This is a genomic window from Variovorax ginsengisoli, from assembly GCF_030811835.1.
Taxonomy (GTDB): Bacteria; Pseudomonadota; Gammaproteobacteria; order Burkholderiales; family Burkholderiaceae_C; genus Variovorax; species Variovorax ginsengisoli_C.
This window is the reverse complement of the sequence record NZ_JAUSRO010000009.1, coordinates 238,179-260,247: the sequence shown is the minus strand read 5'-3', so window position 1 is coordinate 260,247 and position 22,069 is coordinate 238,179. Positions and strand designations below refer to the sequence as shown.

19 protein-coding genes are annotated in these 22,069 nt (G+C 65.6%); 6 read left to right on the top strand and 13 right to left on the bottom strand.

The window, feature by feature from the left end; all coding sequences use genetic code 11:
• Positions 1–201: 201 nt before the first annotated feature.
• Entirely contained in the window at positions 202–2,445 is a 2,244-nt protein-coding gene (locus J2W36_RS15935) for a bifunctional diguanylate cyclase/phosphodiesterase (protein ID WP_307690727.1), read from the top strand.
• Positions 2,446–2,474: 29 nt separating this feature from the next.
• Here J2W36_RS15935 and J2W36_RS15930 read toward each other — a convergent pair whose 3' ends face one another.
• The 4 genes from J2W36_RS15930 to J2W36_RS15915 all read right to left on the bottom strand — a co-directional run bounded on the left by J2W36_RS15930 (position 2,475) and on the right by J2W36_RS15915 (position 7,860).
• Positions 2,475–4,724 (bottom strand): phosphocholine-specific phospholipase C, encoded by a 2,250-nt coding sequence (locus J2W36_RS15930; RefSeq protein ID WP_307690726.1) that lies wholly within the window; start codon positions 4,722–4,724, stop codon positions 2,475–2,477.
• A 376-nt stretch (positions 4,725–5,100) separates the two neighbouring features.
• A complete protein-coding gene (gene phnE, locus J2W36_RS15925; protein WP_307690725.1) occupies positions 5,101–6,099 on the bottom strand; it encodes a phosphonate ABC transporter, permease protein PhnE in 999 nt (332 codons plus the stop codon).
• Positions 6,096–6,911, bottom strand: coding sequence for a phosphonate ABC transporter ATP-binding protein (gene phnC, locus J2W36_RS15920; RefSeq protein WP_307690724.1), 816 nt, complete (start codon positions 6,909–6,911; stop codon positions 6,096–6,098). Before phnC ends, phnE begins: the two co-directional genes overlap by 4 nt.
• Before the next feature lie 10 nt (positions 6,912–6,921).
• Positions 6,922–7,860, bottom strand: coding sequence for a phosphate/phosphite/phosphonate ABC transporter substrate-binding protein (locus tag J2W36_RS15915; protein WP_307690723.1), 939 nt, complete (start codon positions 7,858–7,860; stop codon positions 6,922–6,924).
• Positions 7,861–8,008: 148 nt separating this feature from the next.
• On the opposite strand from J2W36_RS15915, the gene J2W36_RS15910 reads away from it, so the two are divergent.
• The gene (locus J2W36_RS15910; protein ID WP_307690722.1) at positions 8,009–8,872 is read left to right on the top strand and encodes an HAD-IIA family hydrolase; all 864 of its coding nucleotides are present in this window, start codon (positions 8,009–8,011) and stop codon (positions 8,870–8,872) included.
• Here J2W36_RS15910 and J2W36_RS15905 read toward each other — a convergent pair.
• From J2W36_RS15905 to J2W36_RS15885, 5 genes are all read right to left on the bottom strand, one after another.
• A complete protein-coding gene (locus J2W36_RS15905; RefSeq protein WP_307690721.1) occupies positions 8,809–9,735 on the bottom strand; it encodes a MurR/RpiR family transcriptional regulator in 927 nt (308 codons plus the stop codon). The genes J2W36_RS15910 and J2W36_RS15905 overlap by 64 nt on opposite strands.
• Positions 9,736–9,821: 86 nt before the next feature.
• The gene (locus J2W36_RS15900; RefSeq protein WP_307690720.1) at positions 9,822–10,628 is read right to left on the bottom strand and encodes an SDR family oxidoreductase; all 807 of its coding nucleotides are present in this window, start codon (positions 10,626–10,628) and stop codon (positions 9,822–9,824) included.
• 35 nt (positions 10,629–10,663) lie between these two features.
• Positions 10,664–11,515, bottom strand: coding sequence for a helix-turn-helix transcriptional regulator (locus J2W36_RS15895; protein WP_307690719.1), 852 nt, complete (start codon positions 11,513–11,515; stop codon positions 10,664–10,666).
• A 52-nt stretch (positions 11,516–11,567) separates the two neighbouring features.
• Entirely contained in the window at positions 11,568–12,770 is a 1,203-nt protein-coding gene (locus J2W36_RS15890) for an acyl-CoA dehydrogenase family protein (protein ID WP_307690718.1), read from the bottom strand.
• A 32-nt stretch (positions 12,771–12,802) separates the two neighbouring features.
• Positions 12,803–13,870: a phosphotransferase gene (locus tag J2W36_RS15885; RefSeq protein WP_307690717.1), complete on the bottom strand. Its 1,068-nt coding sequence runs from the start codon at positions 13,868–13,870 to the stop codon at positions 12,803–12,805.
• Between the two features lie 246 nt (positions 13,871–14,116).
• Here J2W36_RS15885 and J2W36_RS15880 point away from each other — a divergent pair, with 246 nt between their 5' ends.
• Entirely contained in the window at positions 14,117–14,842 is a 726-nt protein-coding gene (locus tag J2W36_RS15880) for a GntR family transcriptional regulator (protein ID WP_307690716.1), read from the top strand.
• A gap of 58 nt (positions 14,843–14,900) precedes the next feature.
• Here the strand turns inward: J2W36_RS15880 and J2W36_RS15875 are convergent, their stop codons facing one another.
• A complete protein-coding gene (locus J2W36_RS15875) occupies positions 14,901–15,698 on the bottom strand; it encodes an IclR family transcriptional regulator (RefSeq protein ID WP_307690715.1) in 798 nt (265 codons plus the stop codon).
• Between the two features lie 101 nt (positions 15,699–15,799).
• On the opposite strand from J2W36_RS15875, the gene J2W36_RS15870 reads away from it, so the two are divergent.
• Genes J2W36_RS15870 through J2W36_RS15860 form a run of 3 tightly spaced genes read left to right on the top strand, consistent with a single transcriptional unit; the run spans position 15,800 to position 19,186 of the window.
• Positions 15,800–16,801 (top strand): Bug family tripartite tricarboxylate transporter substrate binding protein, encoded by a 1,002-nt coding sequence (locus J2W36_RS15870; RefSeq protein ID WP_307690714.1) that lies wholly within the window; start codon positions 15,800–15,802, stop codon positions 16,799–16,801.
• Positions 16,802–16,835: 34 nt separating this feature from the next.
• A complete protein-coding gene (locus tag J2W36_RS15865; RefSeq protein WP_307690713.1) occupies positions 16,836–18,353 on the top strand; it encodes a class I adenylate-forming enzyme family protein in 1,518 nt (505 codons plus the stop codon).
• A gap of 32 nt (positions 18,354–18,385) precedes the next feature.
• Positions 18,386–19,186: a citryl-CoA lyase gene (locus J2W36_RS15860; RefSeq protein ID WP_307690712.1), complete on the top strand. Its 801-nt coding sequence runs from the start codon at positions 18,386–18,388 to the stop codon at positions 19,184–19,186.
• 16 nt (positions 19,187–19,202) lie between these two features.
• Here the strand turns inward: J2W36_RS15860 and J2W36_RS15855 are convergent, their stop codons facing one another.
• The 3 genes from J2W36_RS15855 to J2W36_RS15845 are packed head-to-tail and all read right to left on the bottom strand — an operon-like array spanning position 19,203 to position 22,057.
• Positions 19,203–20,153 (bottom strand): class I SAM-dependent methyltransferase, encoded by a 951-nt coding sequence (locus J2W36_RS15855; RefSeq protein ID WP_307690711.1) that lies wholly within the window; start codon positions 20,151–20,153, stop codon positions 19,203–19,205.
• 48 nt (positions 20,154–20,201) lie between these two features.
• The gene (locus tag J2W36_RS15850; RefSeq protein ID WP_307690710.1) at positions 20,202–20,981 is read right to left on the bottom strand and encodes a crotonase/enoyl-CoA hydratase family protein; all 780 of its coding nucleotides are present in this window, start codon (positions 20,979–20,981) and stop codon (positions 20,202–20,204) included.
• The gene (locus J2W36_RS15845; RefSeq protein ID WP_307690709.1) at positions 20,978–22,057 is read right to left on the bottom strand and encodes a branched-chain amino acid ABC transporter permease; all 1,080 of its coding nucleotides are present in this window, start codon (positions 22,055–22,057) and stop codon (positions 20,978–20,980) included. The genes J2W36_RS15850 and J2W36_RS15845 overlap by 4 nt, the downstream gene beginning before the upstream one ends.
• Positions 22,058–22,069 lie beyond the last annotated feature (12 nt).

Below are 22,069 nucleotides of genomic sequence, written 5' to 3'. Positions count from 1 at the left end.
GCTAAACACGGAGCGCAGTCAACAATCCCTCGAAGCGATGGTCATCGAATCCAGGTAGCTGCGGCTTCCACGTCTAGTTATCGGAACCTGGCCGAGAACATTTAGTGGGGGGGTGAAAATAAAAGTTTGCGATGGGGGCTGCGCTGAGAGGGCACTCGCGCAGCCCCCACCTCCCGTCTTCCGGCAAACTGCGTCATCTCTTTGTCGGCCCCCGATGCGCGCAACTTCATGCCACAGCCATTCGTTCCGGACCTACATCAGCACACGTCCCGAAAGCAGCGGCGTCGCGTCGCCAAGCTTGCAGCGCTCAATCTCGCGATCGCCTTGCTCCTCTGCGCGCTCGTGTATTTCGTACTGAGTTCGTCAAAGCAGATGGTCGCCGACCAGACCCGGGCGATCGCAGAAAACCTGGCGGCCATCGCCAAGCTCAATATCGAAAGTGAACTCGGCCGCATCGACGCGGTCCTCACTGCGACGGCCGAGGAGATCCAGCGTATGCAGGCCGCAGGCATCGACGATGATCAGGTTTTTCTCGACGTGCTGGCGTCACGCATGCCACTCGTGCCGGGCGCCGAGGCCTTGCGGCTCTCCGACGCCAAGGGTCAGGTCCGATGGGGCAACGACATCGCCCTGTCTGCTCCCGCCAACATCGCCGACCGCCCCTTCTTCCAGCGAGCCATGTCCAGCCCGCAGGCGTCGACCCTTGTCACCAGGCCGATTCGCTCCAGAATCTCCGGCCATTGGGTCATCGCCCTGCTGCGACCCATCCGGCCGAACGGCCAGTTCAGCGGCGTGCTCTACGCCAGCATCGCTGTCAGTCACTTCGAAGGGCTCTTCAGTCGCTACGAACTCGGCGAAAAAGACGCCGTCAGCCTGCGCAACACCGCGATGCAACTCATCGCCAGGCGCTCACCCGGCAGTGCTTCCCAGGGCGAGGTCGGTGAGGTGATCGTGTCGCCGGAAATGCGTACTGCGATACGGGATAAAAGTTCCGGTGGCGTTTACTTTTCCAGGGCTGCCCTGGATCAGGTGGACCGGACCACTGCTTACCGCGCCGTCGATGGCTGGCCCTTCGTGGTGTACGCAGGCCTGAACAATGCACGCTTCTTGCAACCCTGGTGGCAGCAGGCGTTGCTGGTCTCTTCGCTGGCGGCCCTTTGCTGGCTCCTGGTGGCACTGGCGTCGCTCGCAGCCCTTCGCTCGAGCGCGAGGCAGGCCGGCGTGCTGGCTGCGCTCGCAGAGCAGACGCGACAGACGCAGGCGCTCCTGCGCGTCGCGGCCGATGGCATCCACATCATGAACCGCCATGGCAGACTGGTCGAAATGAGCGACTCCTTCGCCGAGATGCTGCACTCGACCCGTGACAGGTTGCTGGGCCGCCATGTCTCCACGTGGGATGTGAACCAGGATGAGGAGAAGATCAATGCATGGCTCGCCAAGATTGCGCCGGGCGACAAGCAGCGCGTCGAAGTCCAGCACCGTCGGGACGATGGCGCCGTCATCGATGTCGAACTCCAGATGCGGGTCGCGGAGATTGCCGGTGAGTTGATGATCTTCGCGTCGGGCCGGGACATCACCCAGGTCAAGCGTCTGCTGCACGAGCAGACGGCCATGCTCGAGAGCGATCTCGTCGGCATGGTCCGGGTCGAGAACCAGACCATCGGCTGGCGAAACCAGGCGTTCGAGCGTCTCTTCGGCTACGAACCCGGCGAATTGGCCGACAAGCCCTTGCGTGTGCTGTACGCGGACGATGAAACCTACCATCAGGCCAGCGAGCAAGCCGCATCCATGCTGCGGGAATCGGCACAGCACCGCGTGGAACTTCGAATGCGTCGAAGGACGGGCGAGGACATCTGGATCGCAGTGAGCGGCGTGCGCATGTCGCGCTCGCAGACCTTCTGGATGGCCGTGGACATCACGGCCCTGAAGCAGACGCACGCACGGCTGGCCCACGCAGCCTCCCACGATTTGCTCACGGGCCTGCCCAACCGGCTATCGATGCGGTATCGCCTGCAGCAAAGCCTGATGGCCGCCGAATCGGAAGGCGGCGCCCTCGCCGTCTGCTACATGGATCTCGACGGCTTCAAGGCCATCAACGATCGGCTCGGCCACGAAGCGGGCGACCTGCTTCTGGTGGAGGTCGCCCGCAGGGTGAACGCGGTGCTTCGTCCGGGTGACGCTGCCTTCCGTGTCGGCGGCGACGAGTTCGTGCTGGCTCTGGCGCCATCGTCCCTCGCGCAATGGCGGCAACTGCTCGACCGCCTGTTGGTGTGCATCGCACAACCGATCGACCTGAACCGGGGCCCGCCCGCATCGGTCGGCGTCACGATCGGTGTCGCCGTGTCGCGATCCAGCGGTTCCGACGTGGAATCGCTGCTTGACCGCGCAGACGAGATCATGCTGCGCGGCAAGCGTTCGGGAAAGCGGCAGGTGTGGTGGGGCTGAGCCGCTTCGTTGCGATCGATGGAGTCAGGTCAGGATGCGAGGTGCAGAGCCATCGCTGGATCGCTCACGCTCGGCTTGCCGGTTTCCACGCGGCCGGAGAAGCGGCGCTCGACGTTGTCGGCGGTCACGGTGAAGTCGTACCAGTGGCCGCTGTTGTCCAGGTTCCAGTTCAGGCTGCCCGTCGCGCCCGCGGCGACGTCGAGCGACCATGGCCCGTCGGTGCGGTAGGCGTTGGCCTTGATTGCCACCTTCCCGCTGGCCGTGCCGGCGTTGTTCACCTTCACATAGACCTGACCCGCGGCCGGGTCGTAGCAGACCTGCACTTCCGGCTTGAAGGTCGCGGTGCCCATGGCCAGCGCGTCGCCCTTGAAGACGCGCACGAAGCCATTGGTGCTGTACACCCACAGCTCGTACTTGCCGCTGTCGGTGGCGGCAGAGTTCCAAGTGTCGGAGAGCTGCTTGCCCGCCTCGACGGTGTAACGGCGCGGGATGCGGTCCAGATGCAGCTTGTCGTAGACATGGAACACCGCGCCCTGCGTGCCCGTGTTGCTGAAGATCAGCGACACGAGTCCGCGCGACGCGACGCGGGCGCTGGTGTGCAGTTCATAGGGCAACGCGCGCGAGAGACGCGTACCGGTTTCCTGGAACAAGGGCTGCGGCGTGGTGGGCGCCTTGGTCACCGGCGTCGTCGGCAGGAGCCGCTGGGCCGCATTGATCGCGGAAAAGTTGCTCACGTCGGGCAGCTTGGGAACGACTGGATCGTTGGGACTGACGAAGTCGAAGCAGGTGGTGAGGTCGCCGCAGACCGCCCGATGCCACGGGCTGATGGCGTCCACCGTGATGCCAAAGCGTTTTTCCAGGAACATGCCCATGGAGGTGTGATCGAACACCTGCGAGTTGACCCACCCGCCCTTGCTCCACGGCGACACCACGTACATCGGCACGCGCGAGCTCAGCCCCCATGGACGAATCGTCCCACTGACAGTGTCCTTGGCGTTCAGGTAATTGCCGACCGACGCATCGAAGTACTCACCGTCCAGCGGCACGGTGGACTTGCCCATCAGTTCGCCATTGGCGTCATAGGACGGCACTGCCGGCATGGCCAGGTGGTCGAAGAAGCCATCGTTCTCGTCGAAGGTCACGAACAGCGCCGTCTTGGCCCAGACCGCTGCGTTGGACGTCAATGCGCCCAGTACGTCCGAGATGAAGTCAGCGGCGCCGGTCACGCCTTCGCTGCTGCCCGGATGCTCGGCCAGGGCCTGCGTGGGCAGGATCCACGAGACCTGCGGCAGCGTGCCGTTCATGACGTCCTGCTTGAGCTGGGCAAGGAAGTTGACGGCGCCATCGGCCGTGGCAGGGCCACCCGTCAGTCCGTGCTCGTACTGGGGCGAGCCCGGCTGCGCGGTGCGGAAACTCTGGAAGGCCAGACAGCCATGCATGGCACCCGTCCAGTTGTTGTTCATGTTCTGGTAGATGTGCCAGCTGACGCCGGCCTGCTGCAGCACGTCTGGCAGGGTGTTCCACTTGAACGCGTTGTTGACGTACTTGTAGTTGTAGGCGCCCGTTGCGGGGTCGGTCTGACCAGACCCGTCGGCCTGCTGCGCCCGGCCCGCAACCCAATTGGACGGGCTGGGCCAGCAACGCGAATTGACCGGCTCAGAATCAGTGTCCGTGCTGTTGATGCCCTTCTTGCGCAGCTCCGGATTGAAGTTGGAGCCAGACCAGAACACGATGCGGTTCGGGTCGGTGCCCGTCAGGATGGAACAGTGGTAGCCATCGCAGACGGTGAAGGCGTCGGCCAGCGCGAACTGGAACGGGATGTCGTCGCGCAGGTAATAGCCCATCGTCGCCTGGTTCTTGAACTGGATCCAGCGATCCATCTTCCCCTGACTCCACGCCCCCTGCATGTCGGGGAAGTTATGGGGCGTGCCGGACCCGATCAGCGCATTGGCGATTCTGGAGTCGCGGCGAAATGGCGGAATGTCCGCGCCGCTGGTGGGGTCGGTCTGGAAAAACACCGACTTGCCGCTGGCCAACGGAATCGGGAAGCGATCACCGAAGCCGCGCACGCCGCGCAGGGTGCCAAAGTAGTGGTCGAAGCTGCGGTTCTCCTGCATCAGGATCACGACGTGCTTGATGTCCTTGATGGTGCCGGTGTCGACAGCGGCCTCGACCGCCAGCGCCTTGCGGATCGCAGGCGGGAGCATCGTCAGGGCCGAGACAGCGCCGATGGCGCCTGCCGACTTGCGGAAGAAATCACGACGGGAGGGGGTGTTCATGGGGGTTTCCTTCAACACAGGGAGTGGGTTGGCGTTCGAGACTCAGGGCGCACACTTGAGTGCTGGCGGGGTCGGCTGGCTGCCGCCGGACTGCGGTGGGTTGCCAGCGGAGGGCGTTCCACCGGAACTTGCGGGCTGGCTGGCGCCGTTGCCGCCTCCGCCGCCGCAGGCGGCAAGACCAAGGCACAAGACGAGGCCCGTCACAGCAAGGCCGTACCGGGAAGAAGATGTGTTCATGAGGCGTCCTTTGGATAGGTGAGCGTGGAGAGCGGGTGAGAGAGAAATCGAAGGCCAAGCCGGTCCCCTGCGAGCCGTTGGCAGGCACGCACCGGCGCTGAAAAAGTCGGCAATGAAGCGGCGAAGCCGCTGCTAGGTCTCAGGCATAGCGGCTGCGCAGGCGAGCTGCGACCCTGTCGAGCATGAGAACGGTCAGGAAGATCGCGATCAGGATCGTTCCGACATGCGCATAGTTGTACATGTCGTAGCGGCCCTTGAGCTCCTGCCCGATGCCGCCCGCACCCACCAGGCCCACCACCGTGGCCATGCGTACGTTGCGGTCGAGCACATAGAGCGTGTAGGCAATGAACTGCGGCATCACCTGTGGCAGCACCGCAAAGCGCATCACCTTGAGCTTGTTGGCACCGATGGCGCGCAACGCCTCCTGCGGCTTGTCGTCGGCCGTCTCGATGTCTTCCGCATAGAACTTGCCAAGGAAACCCGCAGAGTGCAGTGCAAGCGCCAGCACACCGGCGATAGGGCCGAAACCATAGGCCAGCACAAGGAACAGCGCGCTCACCAGTTCAGGCACCGCGCGGCACATGCCCACCACGCTGCGTGCCAACGCGTAGGCAACGCGATGAGGCGTGTAGTTCTTCGCGCTGCACCATGCGAGCGGCGCACTCAGCACGATCGCCAGCAACGTGGCCCAGATGGCAATCTCGAAGGTCTCGAGCATCTTCACCGCCACATGCCAGAGGTAGCCGAAAGGCGCCACCAACACCTCGCGGCGATCGATCACTTCTTCCAGCTGCAACGTCTGCGGGTTGAGTTTGGGGTCGTGGGTCTCCACGGTTTCCAGATGCGAGAACCATGGCAGCCGGTTGCGGTCGAAGCCCTCGATGCGGGCCACTTCGGTGCGTTCGGAGATTTGCGGCGGAAAGAGCGACCGCGCGATGGTGCCGAGCCCCGACCACACCTGCGATTGATCGCGCAGGCCGACAGCGGCGAGCACGCCCTCGCCTGTGAGCGAGAGCATGCGGCCCATCTCGACGCGCTGAGCGGCAAAGAAGCCTGCCACCAGCACGATCAGCAGCACGGCCACACTGCGCACGCCATAGGGGCGTGGCAGGTTCCACGCGGAGGGCGAGCGGCTCATGACGCCATCTCCAGCGCACCCATGTGCAGCGGCGGCACGACCTCAGGCTCGAGGTGAGTGGCCTCTGCGCGGACGGAAGCCGGCGCACGCCCGTAGATCGCATCGAACAGACGCGGATCGAAGGCATCAGGCGCTCCGTCGAACACCACCGCGCCGTGGCGCAGCGCGACGATGCGGTCCGCAAACTCACAGGCCAGATCGACCTGATGCAGGCTGCACAGCACGGTGGTGCCCCGCTCGCGCGCCTGTGTGCGCAGCAGGGACAGCACGTCGTGGCTGGTCTGCGGGTCGAGGCTGGCCACGGGCTCGTCGGCCAGGACCAGGGGCGGGTCGAGCATGAAGGCACGCGCGATGCCCACGCGCTGCTGCTGGCCGCCCGAGAGCTCGCTGACGCGGCGCAGCAGGTGCTGTTCATGCAAACCCACCGATGCGATGAGTTCGCAGGCCTTGCAGCGTGCCTCGTCGGTGAACAGCCCCAGCAGCGCGCGCCACGTCGGCATGGCTGGCAGCGCACCGACGAGCACGTTCTCAGCCACGGTCGAGCGAAGCACCAGGTTGAACTGTTGGTGGATCATGCCGATGCGCGGACGAATGCGGGCCAGCGAATCGGCCGCAATGCGTACGCCCTGGACCTGCACCGAACCCTGCGTGGGTCGGACCAACCCGTTGGCCATGCGCAGCAGCGTCGACTTGCCCGCGCCCGAGGAACCCAGCACCACGCAGAACTGGCCTGCAGGCACCTCCAGCGAGACGTCGCGGAGGGCCTGCGTGCCGTCGGCATAGCGCATGGCAACCCGTTCAAAGTTCAACATGGCACGGTGCTCAGCGCTCTGCGGCCTTGACCAGGATGCGGCCTTTGAGCTCATCGGTGAGCAGGCCCAGCTTCTCGGCGGCGACGTTGAACTCGTCTTCGGAGAACTGGGTGTCGTAGCCGTCGATCTTGCCGCCGCCGTAGCCGCGGATCATGTCGGGCGTGACACCGGGCGCCTTGTTCACCGTCTGGAAGGCCTGTTTGAGCCTGGCCTTCAACGGTTCGGGCATCTTCGAGTTGAGCGCGAGCGGCGGGTACGGAATGGGCATGCTCCTGGCAATCACCTTCACGGTCTTCGGATCGACGGCGCCCTGCTTGACCGCCTTTTCATACGAGTCGAACGACAGCGAGGCCACGTCGACCTGGTCCTGCACCAGCGCGGCCAGGCTGCTCGCATGGCTGCCGGTCATGCGCACGGCCGAGAGGTCGCGGGCGGGGTCGATGCCCGCGTCCAGCAGCATCGCGACCTGGAAGGTGAAGCTCGATGCCGAGTTGACGTCGCCGAAAGCCACGCGCTTGCCCTTCACGTCATTGATATTCGCGATCGGCGCATTGGCCTTGGTGAACATGCCGGCGTAGTACACCGAGGCACCTTTCTCCACGCCCACTGCCAGCAGCTGCGCACAGCCGCGCTTGTGCGCCTGCACATAGGCCACCGGGCCAAAGAACGCGATGTCGGCGAGCTGGTTGCACATGCCTTCGACGACTGCCCCATACGACTGGCCCACCTTCAGGTCGAAGTTCAGGCCGGTGGTGCGGGTGATGGCGTTGAACACAGGCGCGTAGTCGGCCTTGGTGCCCGATTCCGTGCCGCCGTCGGCCGGGATCAGCAGCACGCGCAGCGGATGCTCGTGGGAGCCGTCGGCGACGACCTGGGAATGCACCGGCAAGGCCAGGGTCGCGGTCAGCGTGACGACGGTGGCAGCAACGGCCAGGAGCTTGTTCTTCATGAGATCGGTTCCTTCGTTCACAACGATGAGCAGGGGGAAAAGTGCGGGGAGCGATGCCAACTTTAGAAACCAAAGATGACACGCAAATGAAATTTGCTCACTCATAAACATGATTTTTATTGAGCATCACTCAATACAATCCGACGCCATGAGCAAGAACTACATGACATTGGCCATCAGCGATGCCCGCCTGGCACGTGCGCAGCACCTGCTGGTTGACCTCGATGGCACGCTGGTGCGCCAGCAGGAAGCCATCGCCGGCGCGGTCGAATTGCTGGCGCATTTCGATGGCCGCTACGCCATCGTCTCGAACAACTCCACGCACACCGCATCGGGCCTGGCGCAACGGCTGCGCCGCCTGGGCCTGCGCGTGCCTGTCGAGCGCATCGTGCTGGCCGGCGAGCAGGCCGTGCGCCAACTGGTGCTTGAGTGCCCCGGCGCGCGCGTGATGATGGTCGCCAGTCCCGCGCTGCAACGCTATGCACGTACGCTGGGTTGCCAGCTCGTTCGATCCGACGCCGATTTCGTGCTGCTGGCACTCGACATGCGTTTCGACCACGCCCGGTTGGCGCTCGCGGCCAACGAACTGCGACGCGGTGCGCGGTTGGTGGCCAGCAATGCGGACCTGACGCACCCCGGTACGCATGGCCGCGTGGTGCCCGAGACCGGCGCGCTGCTTGCGGCCTTGGTCGCGGCCAGTGGCGTGCAACCGCTTCGCATCACGGGCAAGCCCGCGCCACTGCTGTTCGAGGAGGGCCTGCACCGCCTGAATGCGCGCGCCGAGGACACCGTCGTGGTCGGCGACAACCCGCTGACCGACGCCGAAGGCGCACAGCGGCTGGGCATGGCCTGCGTGCTTGTCGGCACGGCGCCCGGCGCAGTCGCCCCGTCGGTGGCCGGGCTGTTCGCCGCCCCAGCGGGCTCAGCGGAGGCGCCAGACGCCTTGTCTCAGTACCGCTTGAGCGACAGCACGTCGAAGGTCTGGCGCAGCGTGCGCACCGAGGTGTCGTAGTCCGACAGCGCCAGGCAGGCGATCAGCACGTCGATGATCGCCAGCTGGGCAAGACGGCTCGTCATCGCTTCGGTGCGGAAGTGCGTTTCGCGCGCCATGGTGAAGAGCAGCACGTCGGCGTAGGCCTGCAGCGGTGACTTGCCGAAGTTGGTGATGCACACGGTGGATGCGCCCGCTTCCTTGGCCAGCCGCGTGGCCGTCACCGTCTCGTGCGAACTTCCCGAGTGCGAAATGGTGAGCACCGCCGTTTTCGCATCGGTCAACGAAGCGCTGATGGCCTGCACATGCGAATCGACCGCCAGCTTCACGTTCAGGCCAATGCGCAGCATGCGGTAGTGCGCGTCCTCGGCAATGGTGGCCGAGCTACCGATGCCGTAGATCTCGATGCGCTCTGCCTGGCGGAACAACTTGACCGCGCGCTCCATCGCCTTGGCGTCGAGCGTGGCCTCGGTGTCATGCAGCGTCTGCACGTTGCTCTGGAAGATCTTGCGAATCACCGCCGTGGCCTTGTCCTGCGGGTCGAGGTCCTCGTGGATGAACTGCACAGGGCGCACCAGTTCCTGCGCCAATGCGATCTTGATCTGTTGAAAGCCCGTGGCGCCCAGGTTCTTGCACAGGCCCACGACGCTGCCCTCGCTGGAAGCCGTGCGCTCCGCCACCTCGCTGACGGACATGTGGACCACTTCGCGGGGATTCTTGAGAATGAAGTCGGCGATGCGCTGCCCGACGGGACCCAATGAAGACCACATGGTCTGGATGCGTGCGAGCACGGCGAACACCTGAATGCCCGGGGCCTCGGCAGAGGCAGGCGGCGCCAACGATGGGTTGGCATCGACAGATAGAGGGGTGCGGTTGCGCTTCATAGGCCGCGAGCTTACCCGGGGCTGATGGCCGTTTCGTGCGGCCATCGGCGCGACCGGGTTGTCGCGATCAAAAGGCCCACTGCACGCTATGCAAGCAACTTTCCCGCCGCCTCCAGCGCCGGCTTCACGCTCTCCAATGCGCCTCCGCCGTCGCAAGGGACCACGGCACCGGAGATGTAAGACGCGTACGGCGATGCGAGGAAAAGTGCCAGGTTCGCAATGTCGTCGAGTGTGCCGAAGCGCTGCAATGGCACTTGCCTGCGGGCGAACTCCCGGTCTTCGGCGGTCGGCGCCATGAGCTTGCGAAAGCCTTCGGTGCCATCGATGGGACCCGGGGCGATCGAGTTCAGACGAATGCCCTCCTCGCCCCATTCCAGCGCCAGCACGCGCGTGAACTGGTCGACGCCCGCCTTGGCCGCGCTTGCATGCGCCTGGAAGCGCATCGGCACGAAAGACTGCGGCGCGGTGATGTTGATCACTGCCGCACCCGGCTTGCGCAGGTGTTCATGCGCCTGACGCAGGACATGGAAGGTGCCGACCAGGTCGATGTCCACCACCACCTTGAAACCATTGGACGACATGTCCTTGGCTTCGCAGAGGAAGTTGCCCGCCGCACCCGAAATCAGCACGTCGATGGCGCCGAACTTCGCCACCGATTCGGCAAACGCCACGCCCACGGCCTCGAAGTCGCGTACGTCCGCCACCACACCATGCACCTGGGCGCCATGCTGGCTCAGCGCGTTCACCGCCGCGTCCACGTTCTCGCGCTTGCGGCTCGCCACCGTCACGCACGCGCCCTGTCGCGCGAAGGCGTCCGCAATGCCGAAGTTGATGCCGGTGGTGCCGCCGAAGACGACGACATGACGGTCCGTGAAATCGATGCCGAGTTGCATGTGCTGGATGGATGAAGAGAAGAAGCTGAGTGACGTCAGTTGAAGCCCGAACGGGCCGACGCGGCCGTGCCGCTGCCGTACAGCGCCAGGCGGCGGCAGCCCGCGAAGATCGACTTGGGCGTGAGGCCGTAGATCTGACGGATGGAATGACTGAAGTGCGTCGCATCGGGATAGCCGACATCGAGCGCGATGTTGGTGAGGTTGGTGTTCTGCGTCACGTAGTAGAGGACGCTGCGCGCGCGCTGCCAGGTGCGAAAGCTGCGAAACGGCGAACCCACCTCGGCCTTGAAGAGGTGCAGGAAGCGCGAGACCGACAGGTGGCAGGCCACCGCGCATTCCTCGGCCGAGGTGTGGCTGTTGGGATCGCACTTGATCTTGTCGACCACCGCGCCCATCCGCTTGTCGATGCTGCGGGCCGGCAGCGCACTGCCGAAGAAGTTCTCGTCGAAATCCTCGGTGCGTGCGTATTGGCGGGTGGCGCAGCGCCTGAACCGGTCCAGCGCAAGGCGCATGGTCGCCAGCGCCCGCACGTCATGCACCGCGCCGCGCCCGCTGCGGATGTGCTCGGGCAGGTCTTGCAGACGCACGGTCTCCGACTCGATCAAGATGTTGCAGATCATCCGGTCCCGCGTCTCGATGCGGTGGCCGACGTAAGGTGGCACGACGGACAACTGCGCTTCCTCCCACTCGCCACCCTCCACGCAGATGCGATGCGGGCTGTGCAGCGACACGTAGATGCAGAAGGCGCCGAAGGTGCGCACCGACGGCGCCCCCAACAGGCCGACATAGAGCACGCGATCGGCGTTGAGCCACATCATGCGTTCGGCTACCGCCGCGGGGCAGGCGCGCGAGGAATGCAATTCACTCGAATCGATCTGGATCTGCATGGTTGTCTCCTGTTGGTATCGGCGGCCTGGTGCCGGGGCTTGCGTCGAGGCGTCAACGGTACTTCGCGAGTTCCAGTTTGCCAAGCTGTGCGCAATGCACCTCGTCCGGCCCGTCGGCCAGCCGCAGCAAGCGGGCGGTCGCATAGGCCGAGGCGATGCCCAGGTCGTTGTTGGTGCCGCCGCCGCCATGCACCTGGATCACCCAGTCGATGACCTGGCAGGCCATCTGCGGCGCCGCCACCTTGATCATCGCGATGTCGGCCTTGGCAACCTTGTTGCCCACGGTGTCCATGCGGTGCGCCGCATTCAGCGTGAGCAGGCGGGCCTGCTCGATCAGGATGCGCGAATGCGCGATGCGCTCGAGCGTGACGCCCTGCTGCGCGATCGGCTTGCCAAAGGCCACGCGTGACAGGCTGCGCCGGCACATGCGCTCGAGCATGCGCTCGGCCAGGCCGACCAGGCGCATGCAATGGTGGATGCGCCCGGGGCCGAGCCGGCCCTGGGCGATCTCGAAGCCGCGGCCTTCGCCGAGCAACATGTTCGATGCCGGCACGCGGACGTTCTCGAAGATGACCTCCGACGCGCGGTCAGGCACGCCGTAGAAGCCGAACACGGCGATCGGCCGCACCACCTTCACGCCCGGCGTGTCCATCGGCACCAGGATCATCGACTGCTGCTGATGGCGGTCGGCGTTGTCCGGGTCGGACTTGCCCATGAAGATGCCGATCTTGCAGCGCGGGTCGGTCGCGTTGGTCGTGTACCACTTGTGGCCATTGACGACGTAGTGGTCGCCGTCGCGCACGATGCTCGATTCGATGTTGGTCGCATCGCTCGATGCCACATCGGGCTCGGTCATCGCGAAGCAGGAGCGGATCTCCCCGGCGAGCAGTGGCTGGAGCCAGCGCTCCTGGTGTTCGGGCGAGCCGTAGCGCGCCAGCACTTCCATGTTGCCGGTGTCGGGCGCCGAGCAGTTGAACACCTCGGGCGCGAGGTGCGAGCGGCCCATGATCTCGCACAGCGGCGCGTACTCGAAGTTCGTCAGCCCGGCACCGTGGCTCGACGCGGGCAGGAACAGGTTCCACAGCCCGGCCTCGCGCGCCTTCGGCTTGAGTTCGTCCAGCACCGGCGCCACTTTCCAGGGGCCCAGCGTCTCGGCCTCCTTGTAGTAGCGCTCCTCGTTGGGATAGATGTGTTCTTCCATGAAGGCGGTGAGACGCTGCTGGAGATCCTGGACCTTGGGGGAAAACTCGAACACATGAGCCTTTCTGGGTGTGATGGCGGCAAGACCTAGCGCTCGCTGCGCGGAAAGTGGGCTTCAACCTGACGCCAGGCCGCTTCGGCAATGGGCCGGGCCCGCGCGCCGGTCTCTCGGGCCTCGGCGCTGGACGCAGTACCGTCCACCGCGCGCTTGAAGATGCCCTGCAGGATCGCGGCGAGCCGGAACATGCTGTACGCGAGGTAGAACTCCCAATGGCCGGGATCGACCGGCGGGCGGCCGGTGCGACGGCAATAGCGCTCGAGATAGCTGCGCTCGTCGGGGATGCCGAGCGCGGCGTAGTCGGTGCCCGCCATGCCGCGGAACTGCGCTGCCGTCAGGCGCCAGGGCAGCACGTGGTAGGCGAAGTCGGCCAGCGGATGGCCCAGGGTCGACAGTTCCCAGTCGAGCACCGCCAGCACGCGAGGCTCGGTCGGATGGAAGATCAGGTTGTCCAGGCGCAGGTCGCCATGGAACACGCGGGTTTCGTCGCTCGGCGGCACATGCGCCGGCAGCCATTCGATGAGGCGCTCCATCGCCGCAATCGGCTCGATGACCGACGCCTGGTACTGGCGCGCCCAGCGCGCGATCTGGCGCTCGAAGAAGTTGCCGCTGCGGCCGTAGTCGGCCAACCCCACCGCCGCCGGGTCCACACGATGCAGCGCGGCGATCACGCGGTTCATGTCGTCGTAGATCGCCGTGCGCTCGGCGCTGTCGCTCCCGGGAAGCGCTGGATCCCAGAGCACACGGCCTTCGACGAAGGCCATCACGTAGAAGGGCGTGCCGAGGACCGAGGCGTCGCTGCAATAGCCCAGCGCGCGTGCCACCGGGACCTCGCTGCCGGCCAGTGCGGCAATGACCCGGTACTCGCGATCGATGGCGTGTGCCGAGGGCAGCAGATCGCCGTCAGGTTGCTTGCGCAGCACGTAGCGGGTGCCGGCACCGTCGCTCACGAGGTAAGTCGGGTTCGATTGGCCGCCATTGAAACGCTGCAGTGCGGCAGGTGCCTCGAATCCGTCGATGTGCACAACCAGCCATGACGCGAGCGCCCGCTTTGCGCCGGATGTCATCGTCAGGTCGACAGCGCCAGTGTTCAGCATGCATCAGCTTTCATGGCCCTGATCGTAGCGATAATTGTCAGACAATAAGATAGGGTTTGTCCGACATGATGATGACGTTGTATCGCTGACTGACGCGCGCGTCGACCTTGGAATCGCATACGGGGAGCGTAAGCAGCGCCTGTGCGAGTGTCTTGTGCCCACACGCTGTGGGCATGTCGCCGCACTCCTAGAATCAACGTGCCGACCCGCGTGCCGGCGCTCCTTCTGTGTACCGTGCAAGCTCGAATGAACGACCCTGAACCAACGACTTCCCCCAGGCGCGCGACCGGCACGGCCCCCTCCCCGGAACGAAAGGTCCATCCGCGCAGCACACCCGACCGGGTGGCCGACGCCATCAGCAAAGGCATCTTGATGCGCCGCTACACGGTCGGGCAACGCTTGATCGAAGCCGACCTGACACGCGACCTCGGCGTGAGCCGCAGCACGGTGCGCGAAGCGCTGCGCATCCTCGCTTCGAGCGGCGTGGTCGACCTCACCCCGCATCGGGGTGCAGTGATCCGCTCGCTCACGCGCGAGGACGCGAGCAGCCTGCTGGGCGTACTGGAAGTGCTGTCAGGCCTGGCCGCGCGGCTGGCCGCAGCACACATCGGCATCGGCGACAACGCGCACCGCTTCGAGGCGGCCGCCCGTGCGCTCATCAATGCCAAGACGCCCGATGCGCTCGACCGGGTGCTCGACGAGCGCGCGAACTACTACAAGGTGATGTTCGAGATCGCCGCGAGCAGCGAACTCGAGCGGGTGCTGCCGCAGGCCCGCGCCCACCTCTTTCGCGCGCAGTTCTACCACTCGCTGACCACCACGGACCTGCGCGCGATGGTGGCTGAATACCGTGGCATCACCGAGGCGATCCTCGACGGCGACCAGGAGAAGGCCGAGAAGCGCATGCGCCGGCACCTGCAGAAATCCGGTGAACGGACGTTGCCTCGAATGGGGGCGCTGCCGTTGAATTGAGGCGGCTCGGCGGCGCTGGAGACACGGCTGACGGTCAGAGGCCGACTCGTCGGTGGGTTCACAGTCCGGCAGGCAATAACGTCTCGAGCGCCTCGCGCATGCGCCGTGCGATCAGTTGCTGCCGTTGGCGCGGCATCCGATCCTGCGGGGCAGCCACGCTGATGGCCGCCACTGGCGGACCCTCGATCGCTGGCACCGGCACGCCCACACCTAGCGTGCCTTCTATGACATGGTTGCCCACCACAGACCAGCCACGCTCTCGCGTGGCGGTGACGAGGATATCCATGCGTTCGGGCGTCATGCCCCCGTAGCGCGGCAAAACCTGAGCGTTGGCGGCGACGATGGCGGCGGACTCAGTTGGCGACATCGCCGCGAGCAAGGCCAGTCCGGCGGCACCCACACCAAGCGGCTGGCGTCTGCCGATCTCCACCACCAGCACCTGGATCGGCTGCGTGCCCAGTTGCCGGGCGATGCAGTGCGACATCCGACCTTCGGCCAACACGGCAAAGGACGGCTCGCCGCATGCTGCGCTGACCCGCGCCAGGACGGGCTGCAGCCGGGCCGCAAGATCGTCGGCTGGCGGGGGTTGCAAAAAGACTTTGGTGCGCGGCCCCGGCACATAGCGCCAACGGTCGCGCTGGGATACATAGCCGCTCTCGATCAGTGTGGACAGCAGCCGATAGACGGTAGCCCGCTGCAACCCGCAGGCGCGACAGAGCTCGGCCACCCGCACGCCCTCCCGCCTCTTTTGAAGAATCACGTCGAGCAGTTGAAGGCCGCGCCGCAGCGTACGGCTGCCGGCGTCGACAAGGTCGTCCGGCTGGCGGACGTTCTGGCTGGTGGTGGGGGACGGCATGGCGAAGAATCCACAACGGTCGGTCGCAATGGACGAATTGTCACCCGGAGGCGGTCGCAGCCCAAAACGAACTGGTCATCAACACAAGAACGGAGACAGACATGCATTCCTTTTCAACACCCCGCCGACGCGTGCTGGCGCTGGCCGGCTGCACCGCCCTGGCCGGCCTCTTCGCGCCGATCGCTGCCCAGACCCAGCCCCTCGCCAGTTACCCCGCCAAGCCCGTGCGCCTGGTGGTGGGTTATGCAGCCGGCGGTGCCACCGACGTCATCGCACGACTGATCGCCGTCAAGCTCAGCGAACAGATGGGCCAGCAATTCGTCGTGGATAACCGGGCGGGGGCCAACAGCAACGTCGGTGCCGACATCGTGGCCCACTCACCACCGGACGGTGCCACGCTCTACCTGTTCACCATCGCCAACACCATCAACGCCACGCTCTACGACAAGCTGAACTTCAATGCGCAGAAAGACCTCGAGCCGGTCGGCCTGATCGCCCGGGTGCCCAACATCCTGGTGGTGAATCCCAAGCTGCCAATCAGGTCGGTGGCCGAATACCTGAAATTCGCAGCCGACTCCCCCAACGGCATCACCTTTGCATCGTCGGGCAGTGGCTCGTCCATCCACCTCTCGGGTGAGATGTTCAAGATGGTCTCCAAGGCCAACATGCTGCACATCCCCTACAAAGGAAGCGCGCCGGCGGTGACCGATCTGTTGGGTGGCCAGGTGCAGTCGATGTTCGACAACACGCCATCGTCATTGCCGCATGTGCAGTCCGGCCGGCTGCGCGCCATCGCCATCACGAGTGCCAGGCGTTCGCCACTGCTGCCAGACGTTCCCACGGTGGCCGAGTCGGGGTATTCGGGCTTCGACGTGCAGTCGTGGTTCGGCATCGCCGCGCCCACCGGCACGCCACGGTCCATCGTTGACCGGCTGAATACCGAAATCAACAAGGCCCTGGCGCTGCCCGACGTGAAGAGGCGCTTGGGCGAACTGGCCGCCACGGCCGAACCCGGGACGCCCGAGCAGTTCCGCACCCTCATCGTCGCCGAAACCAAACGTTGGCATGACGTGGTGAAAGCGTCCGGCGCCAAGGCCGAGTGATTCCCGACTGATCCCAAAAAAAAGGGTTTGCATCATGTATCCCATCGATTTCTTCTGGCGCGCGGCCGAGCGCTGGCCCGATCGCACTGCCATCGACGCACCCGAAGGCTGCGTCAGCTTCGCGGTCCTGGCCGAACAGGTGAAAGCCCTGGCGGCCGGGTTATTGGCAATGGATCCCACGCCGCAGAGCCGTGTCGGCATCTGTGCCAAGAACAGCGCCGAACATATCGTGGCACTGCTGGCGACCCTTGCTTGCGGCAAGGTGTGGGTGCCGCTGAATCCGCGCAGCACCCGGTCCGAGTTGCGCCGCCTGGTCGATGCGACCGAGTCAACCATCATGGTGGTGGAATCCGCTTATGCGGACCTGCTCGACGGCGCGCCGGGCCAGCGGGTGTTCAGCCACGCGCCGCAGGGCGAAACTGGACCCACCGTGACGGGCCTCATCGCCCGCCATGCCGGCGCGGCGCAACCCACGATCGAACTGCCGATCGATGCCACGCAGGCCATCAAGTTCACCGGCGGGACCACCGGTGCGCCCAAGGGGGTGATGCAGCCCTACCGTGCCTGGGTGGCGAACATCTGCAACCAGATCCAAAGCTGGGGATTCGACGAACACGAGCGCTACGTGATGGCCGCCCCCATCACCCACGGAACCTCCACTTATGTGCTGCCGATCCTGGCGCAGGGTGGCTGCCATGTGCTTATGGCCGATGCTGGCGCGCAGGCCGTACATGCCGCCTTCCGCGACCGCGCTGGCACCGTCTGCTTCATGCCGCCCACGCTGATCTACATGCTGATGGCGCTGCCGAATGTCTCGCGCGCCGACTTTCCTGCGCTGCGCCGGCTGATTTACGGCGGCGCGCCGATGCCGCCGGAAAAGATCCGTCAGGTGCGCGAGTTCTTCGGCCCGGTGCTTTGCACCACCTACGGCCAGACCGAGGCGCCGCAGATCCTCACCGCCATGAGGCCTGCAGACTTCGAGGACCCCGACAACTGGGCTTCGGTCGGCCGTATCACGTGGCTCACCGACTTGGCCATCATGGCACCCGATGGCCGCCTGTTGCCGCGTGGCGAGGTGGGTGAAGTGGTAGCGAGGGGCGACCTGCTCATGACCGGCTACTGGCGTCTGCCCGACAAGACCGCCGAGACCCTGGTCGACGGCTGGCTGCACACCGGCGACCGCGGCCTGCTCGATGAGCGCGGCTATCTCTACCTGAAGGACCGGCTGAAGGACCTGGTCATCACCGGTGGCTTCAATGTCTATCCGATCGATGTGGAGAACGCGCTGGGCCAGCACCCCGAAGTGCACGAATGCGTGGTGTTCGGTGTGCCCGACGACAAATGGGGTGAGGCGGTGCACGCAGCCGTCCAGTTGCGTGACGGTGCTACTGAGGACGCTACGGCGCTGATGGCCTTCGTGCGCGAAAAGCTCGGACCGGTACACACGCCCAAACACATCCACTTCTACAAAAGCCTGCCACGTTCACCGGTGGGCAAGTTGCTAAAGACGGCGGTACGAGAGGATGCGCTCAAAGCAGCCGCCACCGCATGAAAACAGACCGCCCATCCAAGGAGACACAAGACATGACTGCATCCCTGCCCGACGGCGCCAAGGGGCCCGTCACCCGCCTGTGCACCCACACCCTCACCAGCCTGCACTACGGCGATGCCGATCTGGTGGAAGACCTGCTAGGCAAGAAGACCTTCACCGAGGTCATGCTGATGCAGATTCTGCAGCGCACGCCGCGTCCGGTGGACATGCGCATCACCGACGCCGTGTTGATCGTACTGATGGAGCACGGCCTGACGCCCAGCGCCATCGCCACCCGGCTCATCTACATGAGCGCACCAGAGAACCTGCAGGGCGCCGTCGCCTCGGGCCTGCTGGCTGTGGGAAGCAGCTTCGTCGGCACCATGGAGAACTGCTCGGGCCTGCTCGACCGCATTCAGGCAGCGGCCGACCCACAGGCCGAAGCGCTGGCGATCGCCCGTCATTACAAAGCGCAGCGCAGCGCGGTGCCGGGCTTTGGCCACCACTTGCACAAACCGGTCGATCCACGGGCCTACAAGCTACTGGAACTTGCGCGTGCCGAGTCAGAGCTCAAGGGCGACAAGGTACGGGCGCTGAATCAGTTGTCAGCCGCCGTCGACGAAGTCGTGGGCCGGCCGATCACCCTGAACGCCACCGGTGCCGTGGCCGCGCTGCTGGGAGAGATCGGCGTCCCCACCGGGGTCATGCGCGGCTTCGCCGTCATCTCGCGTGCTGCCGGCCTGGTGGCGCACATCGTGGAGGAGCAGCAGAGCCCGTCGGGCCGCTTCATCTGGGACACCATCGACCACGCGATCCCCTACGTGGGTAACCCTGCCAAGAAAGACCACGCCTGATGCGATCGACCGCCCTTCATTGCGACCGCGGCGGCGCCTTGTAGACCAGCGCCTTCAGCGATCGCTCTTCCGAGACATCCGCAAAAGCGGGCGGATTCGCGAGCCGCTCCACGAACGCCAGTTCTGGCGCCAGCGCACCCATGGCGTCCTTCAGAAAAGCCGGCCCCAGTTCCGGCGCGTTGAGGCAGAGCAAGACATGGCCATCTGGCGCCAGCAGGTCCGGCAGGCGTTTGATGAGCCGTGCGTAGTCCTTGGTGGCGACAAAGCTGCCCTTCTGGTAGCTCGGCGGGTCGATGATGATCAACCCATAGGGTCCGCCGCGCGTCACTTTTCCCCACGACGCGAACAGGTCGTGCGGCAGAAAGCTGACATCGGACAACACCCCGTTGGCGCGGTGGTTCTGCTGCCCGATGGCCAGCGCCGGCTTGCTCATGTCCAGGTTGGTGACATGCCGGGCCCCTGCCAGTCGAGCGACGACCGAAAAGGCGCAGGTGTAGGCGAACAGATTCAGCACCCGAACGCGCGACCGAGGCTCGGTGCGCGCCGCCAAGAACGCGTGCACCCAGCGCCGTCCTTGCGCCATATCCAGAAACAGCCCATGGTTCTGGCCCTTGGCCACGTTGACGCGGTAGCGGACACCGGCTTCGGTGACCCAATGCGGATCGGGCACGGTGCCAGCCATCACTTGCGTGTGGCTCTGGCCTTCGTGCCGGCATTGAAACACCCAGTGCAGCGGCTCGCCAGGCGCCAGTTGTTCCCAGCGCTGCGCGAGCGCCGAACCGATCACCGCCAAGTCATCCTCTGCAACAGGCTGGAAGCTGGTCAACAGCCACACGGGCGCAAAGAAGTCGAGAGACAGATGCGCACAGTCGGGGTGAAGTGCGCCGCGGCCGTGGAAGATACGCTGCGCGTCGCCAGGCAGCGGCATGGAAGCGATGGCGCTGAGCAAGGGTTGTAAGGGGTGCATGGGAGCGTGGGGTCCGGAATGAGAGGCTGTGATTCCACCACGCCGGCCTCAACACCCGCGCCAACGCGCCACCCGCTTCTGCGCAAACGCCGCCGCGCCTTCGCGCGCATCGGCCGACCCGTTCACCGCACGCGCGATGGGCCGCTGCCGCTCGAACATCTCGGCATCGCTCCAGTTGCGCGAGCCCTGCACGATCTGCTTGCTCGCTGCCACGGCCAAGGGCGCATTGGCGTCGATGGCCCGTGCCAGCACCAGCGCTGCCGCGAGCGCCTGTCCGGGCTCCACCAGCCGGTTGACCAGCCCCCAGGCGTGCGCCTGTTCCGCGGAGATCGGGTCGCCGAGCAGTGCCATTTCCATCGCGAGGTTGGCCGACAGCCGCTGGGGCAGCCGCATCAACCCGCCCGACGAGGCCACGATGCCTCGCTTGGCCTCCGGCAGTCCGAAGCTGGCGCCGCGCGCGGCCACCACCATGTCGCACGCCAGCACGATCTCGAAGCCGCCGGCCACCGCATGCCCTTCGACGGCGGCGATCAACGGCTTGCGCGGCGGGGCCTCGCAGAGGCCCGCGAAGCCCCGGCCCTCGATGGCGGGCTCGACACCCTCGTACGCGAAGGCCTTGAGGTCCATGCCCGCGCAAAAGGTGCCACCGGAACCGGTGAGGACGCCGATGTGCAGCGCCGGATTGGCGTCGAGTTCCTCCATCGCCGCGGCGATGCCCTGCGCCACCGCCATGTTGACCGCGTTGCGTACCTGCGGGCGCTGAATGCTGACGATCAGCACGTGGCCGTCGACCCGCACGCCCACGGCTGCGTTGGTGGCCTCACTCATCGAATCCCCTTTGCTGTAGGCAGCGCAGCGCGCAGCTTGCCGACGATGCCGCTCGGAAAGAAATAGACCGACAGCACGAACACCAGGCCGAACCACAGCAACCAGCGGTCCGGGTGGAACAGCTTGGCCAGCAGCGGCACGGCGGTGAGCGAGCCGCTCAACCCGCCCATCAGGCTCTGCAGGTAGTTCTCGGCGACCACGAACAGCGCGACGCCGACCACCGCACCGTAGACGGTGCCCAGCCCACCGATCACCGCCATCAGCAGGATGTTGAGCATCACGTTGAAGCCAACCGTCGTCTGGGGCCCGACATAGCGCAGCCAAATCGCCATCAGGATGCCTGCACAGGTGGCGAGCGCGGCCGCCAGGCAGTTGATCGCGATGCGGTAGTAGAGCGTGCGGTAGCCGATGGCCTCTGCGCGGAAGTCGTTCTCGCGGATCGCCTCGAGCACGCGGCCGAAGCGCGAGTTCACCACGCGCAGCATCAGCAGGAAGAGCGCTGCCGACACGGCGAAGATCAGGTAGTACGTGAGCACGCGGCCATTGACCGCGGTGCCGAACACCGGCGCTTCGAACAGCCGCCAGGCCGGCGTCAACACCTCCGGCAGGCGGAAGGTGCGGCCGTCGTCGCCGCCCGTCAGGCCGCTCAGCCGCATCACCAGCGCACCGAAGGCGGCGCCGAAGGCCAGTGTCATCATCGTGTAGAAGATCGCCTTCACGCGCAGCGAGATCAGCGCGATGAGGAAGGACAGCAGCACCGACAGCGCGATGGCGGACACCGCACCGGTGGCCAGCGCCGTCCAGGTCGGCCCCATCTTGTACATCGCGATGGCCACGCCGTAGGCGCCGATGCCGTAGAACATCGCATGCGCGAACGACACCACGCCGCAATAGCCCAGCAGCAGGTCGAACGACGCCACGAGTACGATGAACACGCAGATGGTGGCGGCCACGTTGAGCGAGCGCGCCCCCGAGAACAGGAACGGCGCGGTGGCCAGGTAAAGGACGACCAGCAGCAGCAACGCCGAGAGCACACGACTGCGCGGGAAGTCACCAGAGAGGATTCGGGTCAGCATGGCGTGGACGGG

Excerpts from the sequence above, each read along its gene's own strand:
- J2W36_RS15870 (WP_307690714.1), top strand. The coding sequence starts at position 15,800 with ATGCATTCCTTTTCAACACCCCGCCGACGCGTGCTGGCGCTGGCCGGC.
- J2W36_RS15860 (WP_307690712.1), top strand. The coding sequence starts at position 18,386 with ATGACTGCATCCCTGCCCGACGGCGCCAAGGGGCCCGTCACCCGCCTG.
- J2W36_RS15900 (WP_307690720.1), bottom strand. The coding sequence starts at position 10,628 with ATGCAACTCGGCATCGATTTCACGGACCGTCATGTCGTCGTCTTCGGC.
- J2W36_RS15845 (WP_307690709.1), bottom strand. The coding sequence starts at position 22,057 with ATGCTGACCCGAATCCTCTCTGGTGACTTCCCGCGCAGTCGTGTGCTC.
- J2W36_RS15910 (WP_307690722.1), top strand. The coding sequence starts at position 8,009 with ATGAGCAAGAACTACATGACATTGGCCATCAGCGATGCCCGCCTGGCA.
- J2W36_RS15880 (WP_307690716.1), top strand. The coding sequence starts at position 14,117 with ATGAACGACCCTGAACCAACGACTTCCCCCAGGCGCGCGACCGGCACG.
- J2W36_RS15915 (WP_307690723.1), bottom strand. The coding sequence starts at position 7,860 with ATGAAGAACAAGCTCCTGGCCGTTGCTGCCACCGTCGTCACGCTGACC.
- J2W36_RS15850 (WP_307690710.1), bottom strand. The coding sequence starts at position 20,981 with ATGAGTGAGGCCACCAACGCAGCCGTGGGCGTGCGGGTCGACGGCCAC.
- J2W36_RS15875 (WP_307690715.1), bottom strand. The coding sequence starts at position 15,698 with ATGCCGTCCCCCACCACCAGCCAGAACGTCCGCCAGCCGGACGACCTT.
- J2W36_RS15895 (WP_307690719.1), bottom strand. The coding sequence starts at position 11,515 with ATGCAGATCCAGATCGATTCGAGTGAATTGCATTCCTCGCGCGCCTGC.
- phnE (WP_307690725.1), bottom strand. The coding sequence starts at position 6,099 with ATGAGCCGCTCGCCCTCCGCGTGGAACCTGCCACGCCCCTATGGCGTG.
- J2W36_RS15855 (WP_307690711.1), bottom strand. The coding sequence starts at position 20,153 with ATGCACCCCTTACAACCCTTGCTCAGCGCCATCGCTTCCATGCCGCTG.
- J2W36_RS15865 (WP_307690713.1), top strand. The coding sequence starts at position 16,836 with ATGTATCCCATCGATTTCTTCTGGCGCGCGGCCGAGCGCTGGCCCGAT.
- J2W36_RS15905 (WP_307690721.1), bottom strand. The coding sequence starts at position 9,735 with ATGAAGCGCAACCGCACCCCTCTATCTGTCGATGCCAACCCATCGTTG.
- phnC (WP_307690724.1), bottom strand. The coding sequence starts at position 6,911 with ATGTTGAACTTTGAACGGGTTGCCATGCGCTATGCCGACGGCACGCAG.
- J2W36_RS15885 (WP_307690717.1), bottom strand. The coding sequence starts at position 13,870 with ATGCTGAACACTGGCGCTGTCGACCTGACGATGACATCCGGCGCAAAG.
- J2W36_RS15930 (WP_307690726.1), bottom strand. The coding sequence starts at position 4,724 with ATGAACACCCCCTCCCGTCGTGATTTCTTCCGCAAGTCGGCAGGCGCC.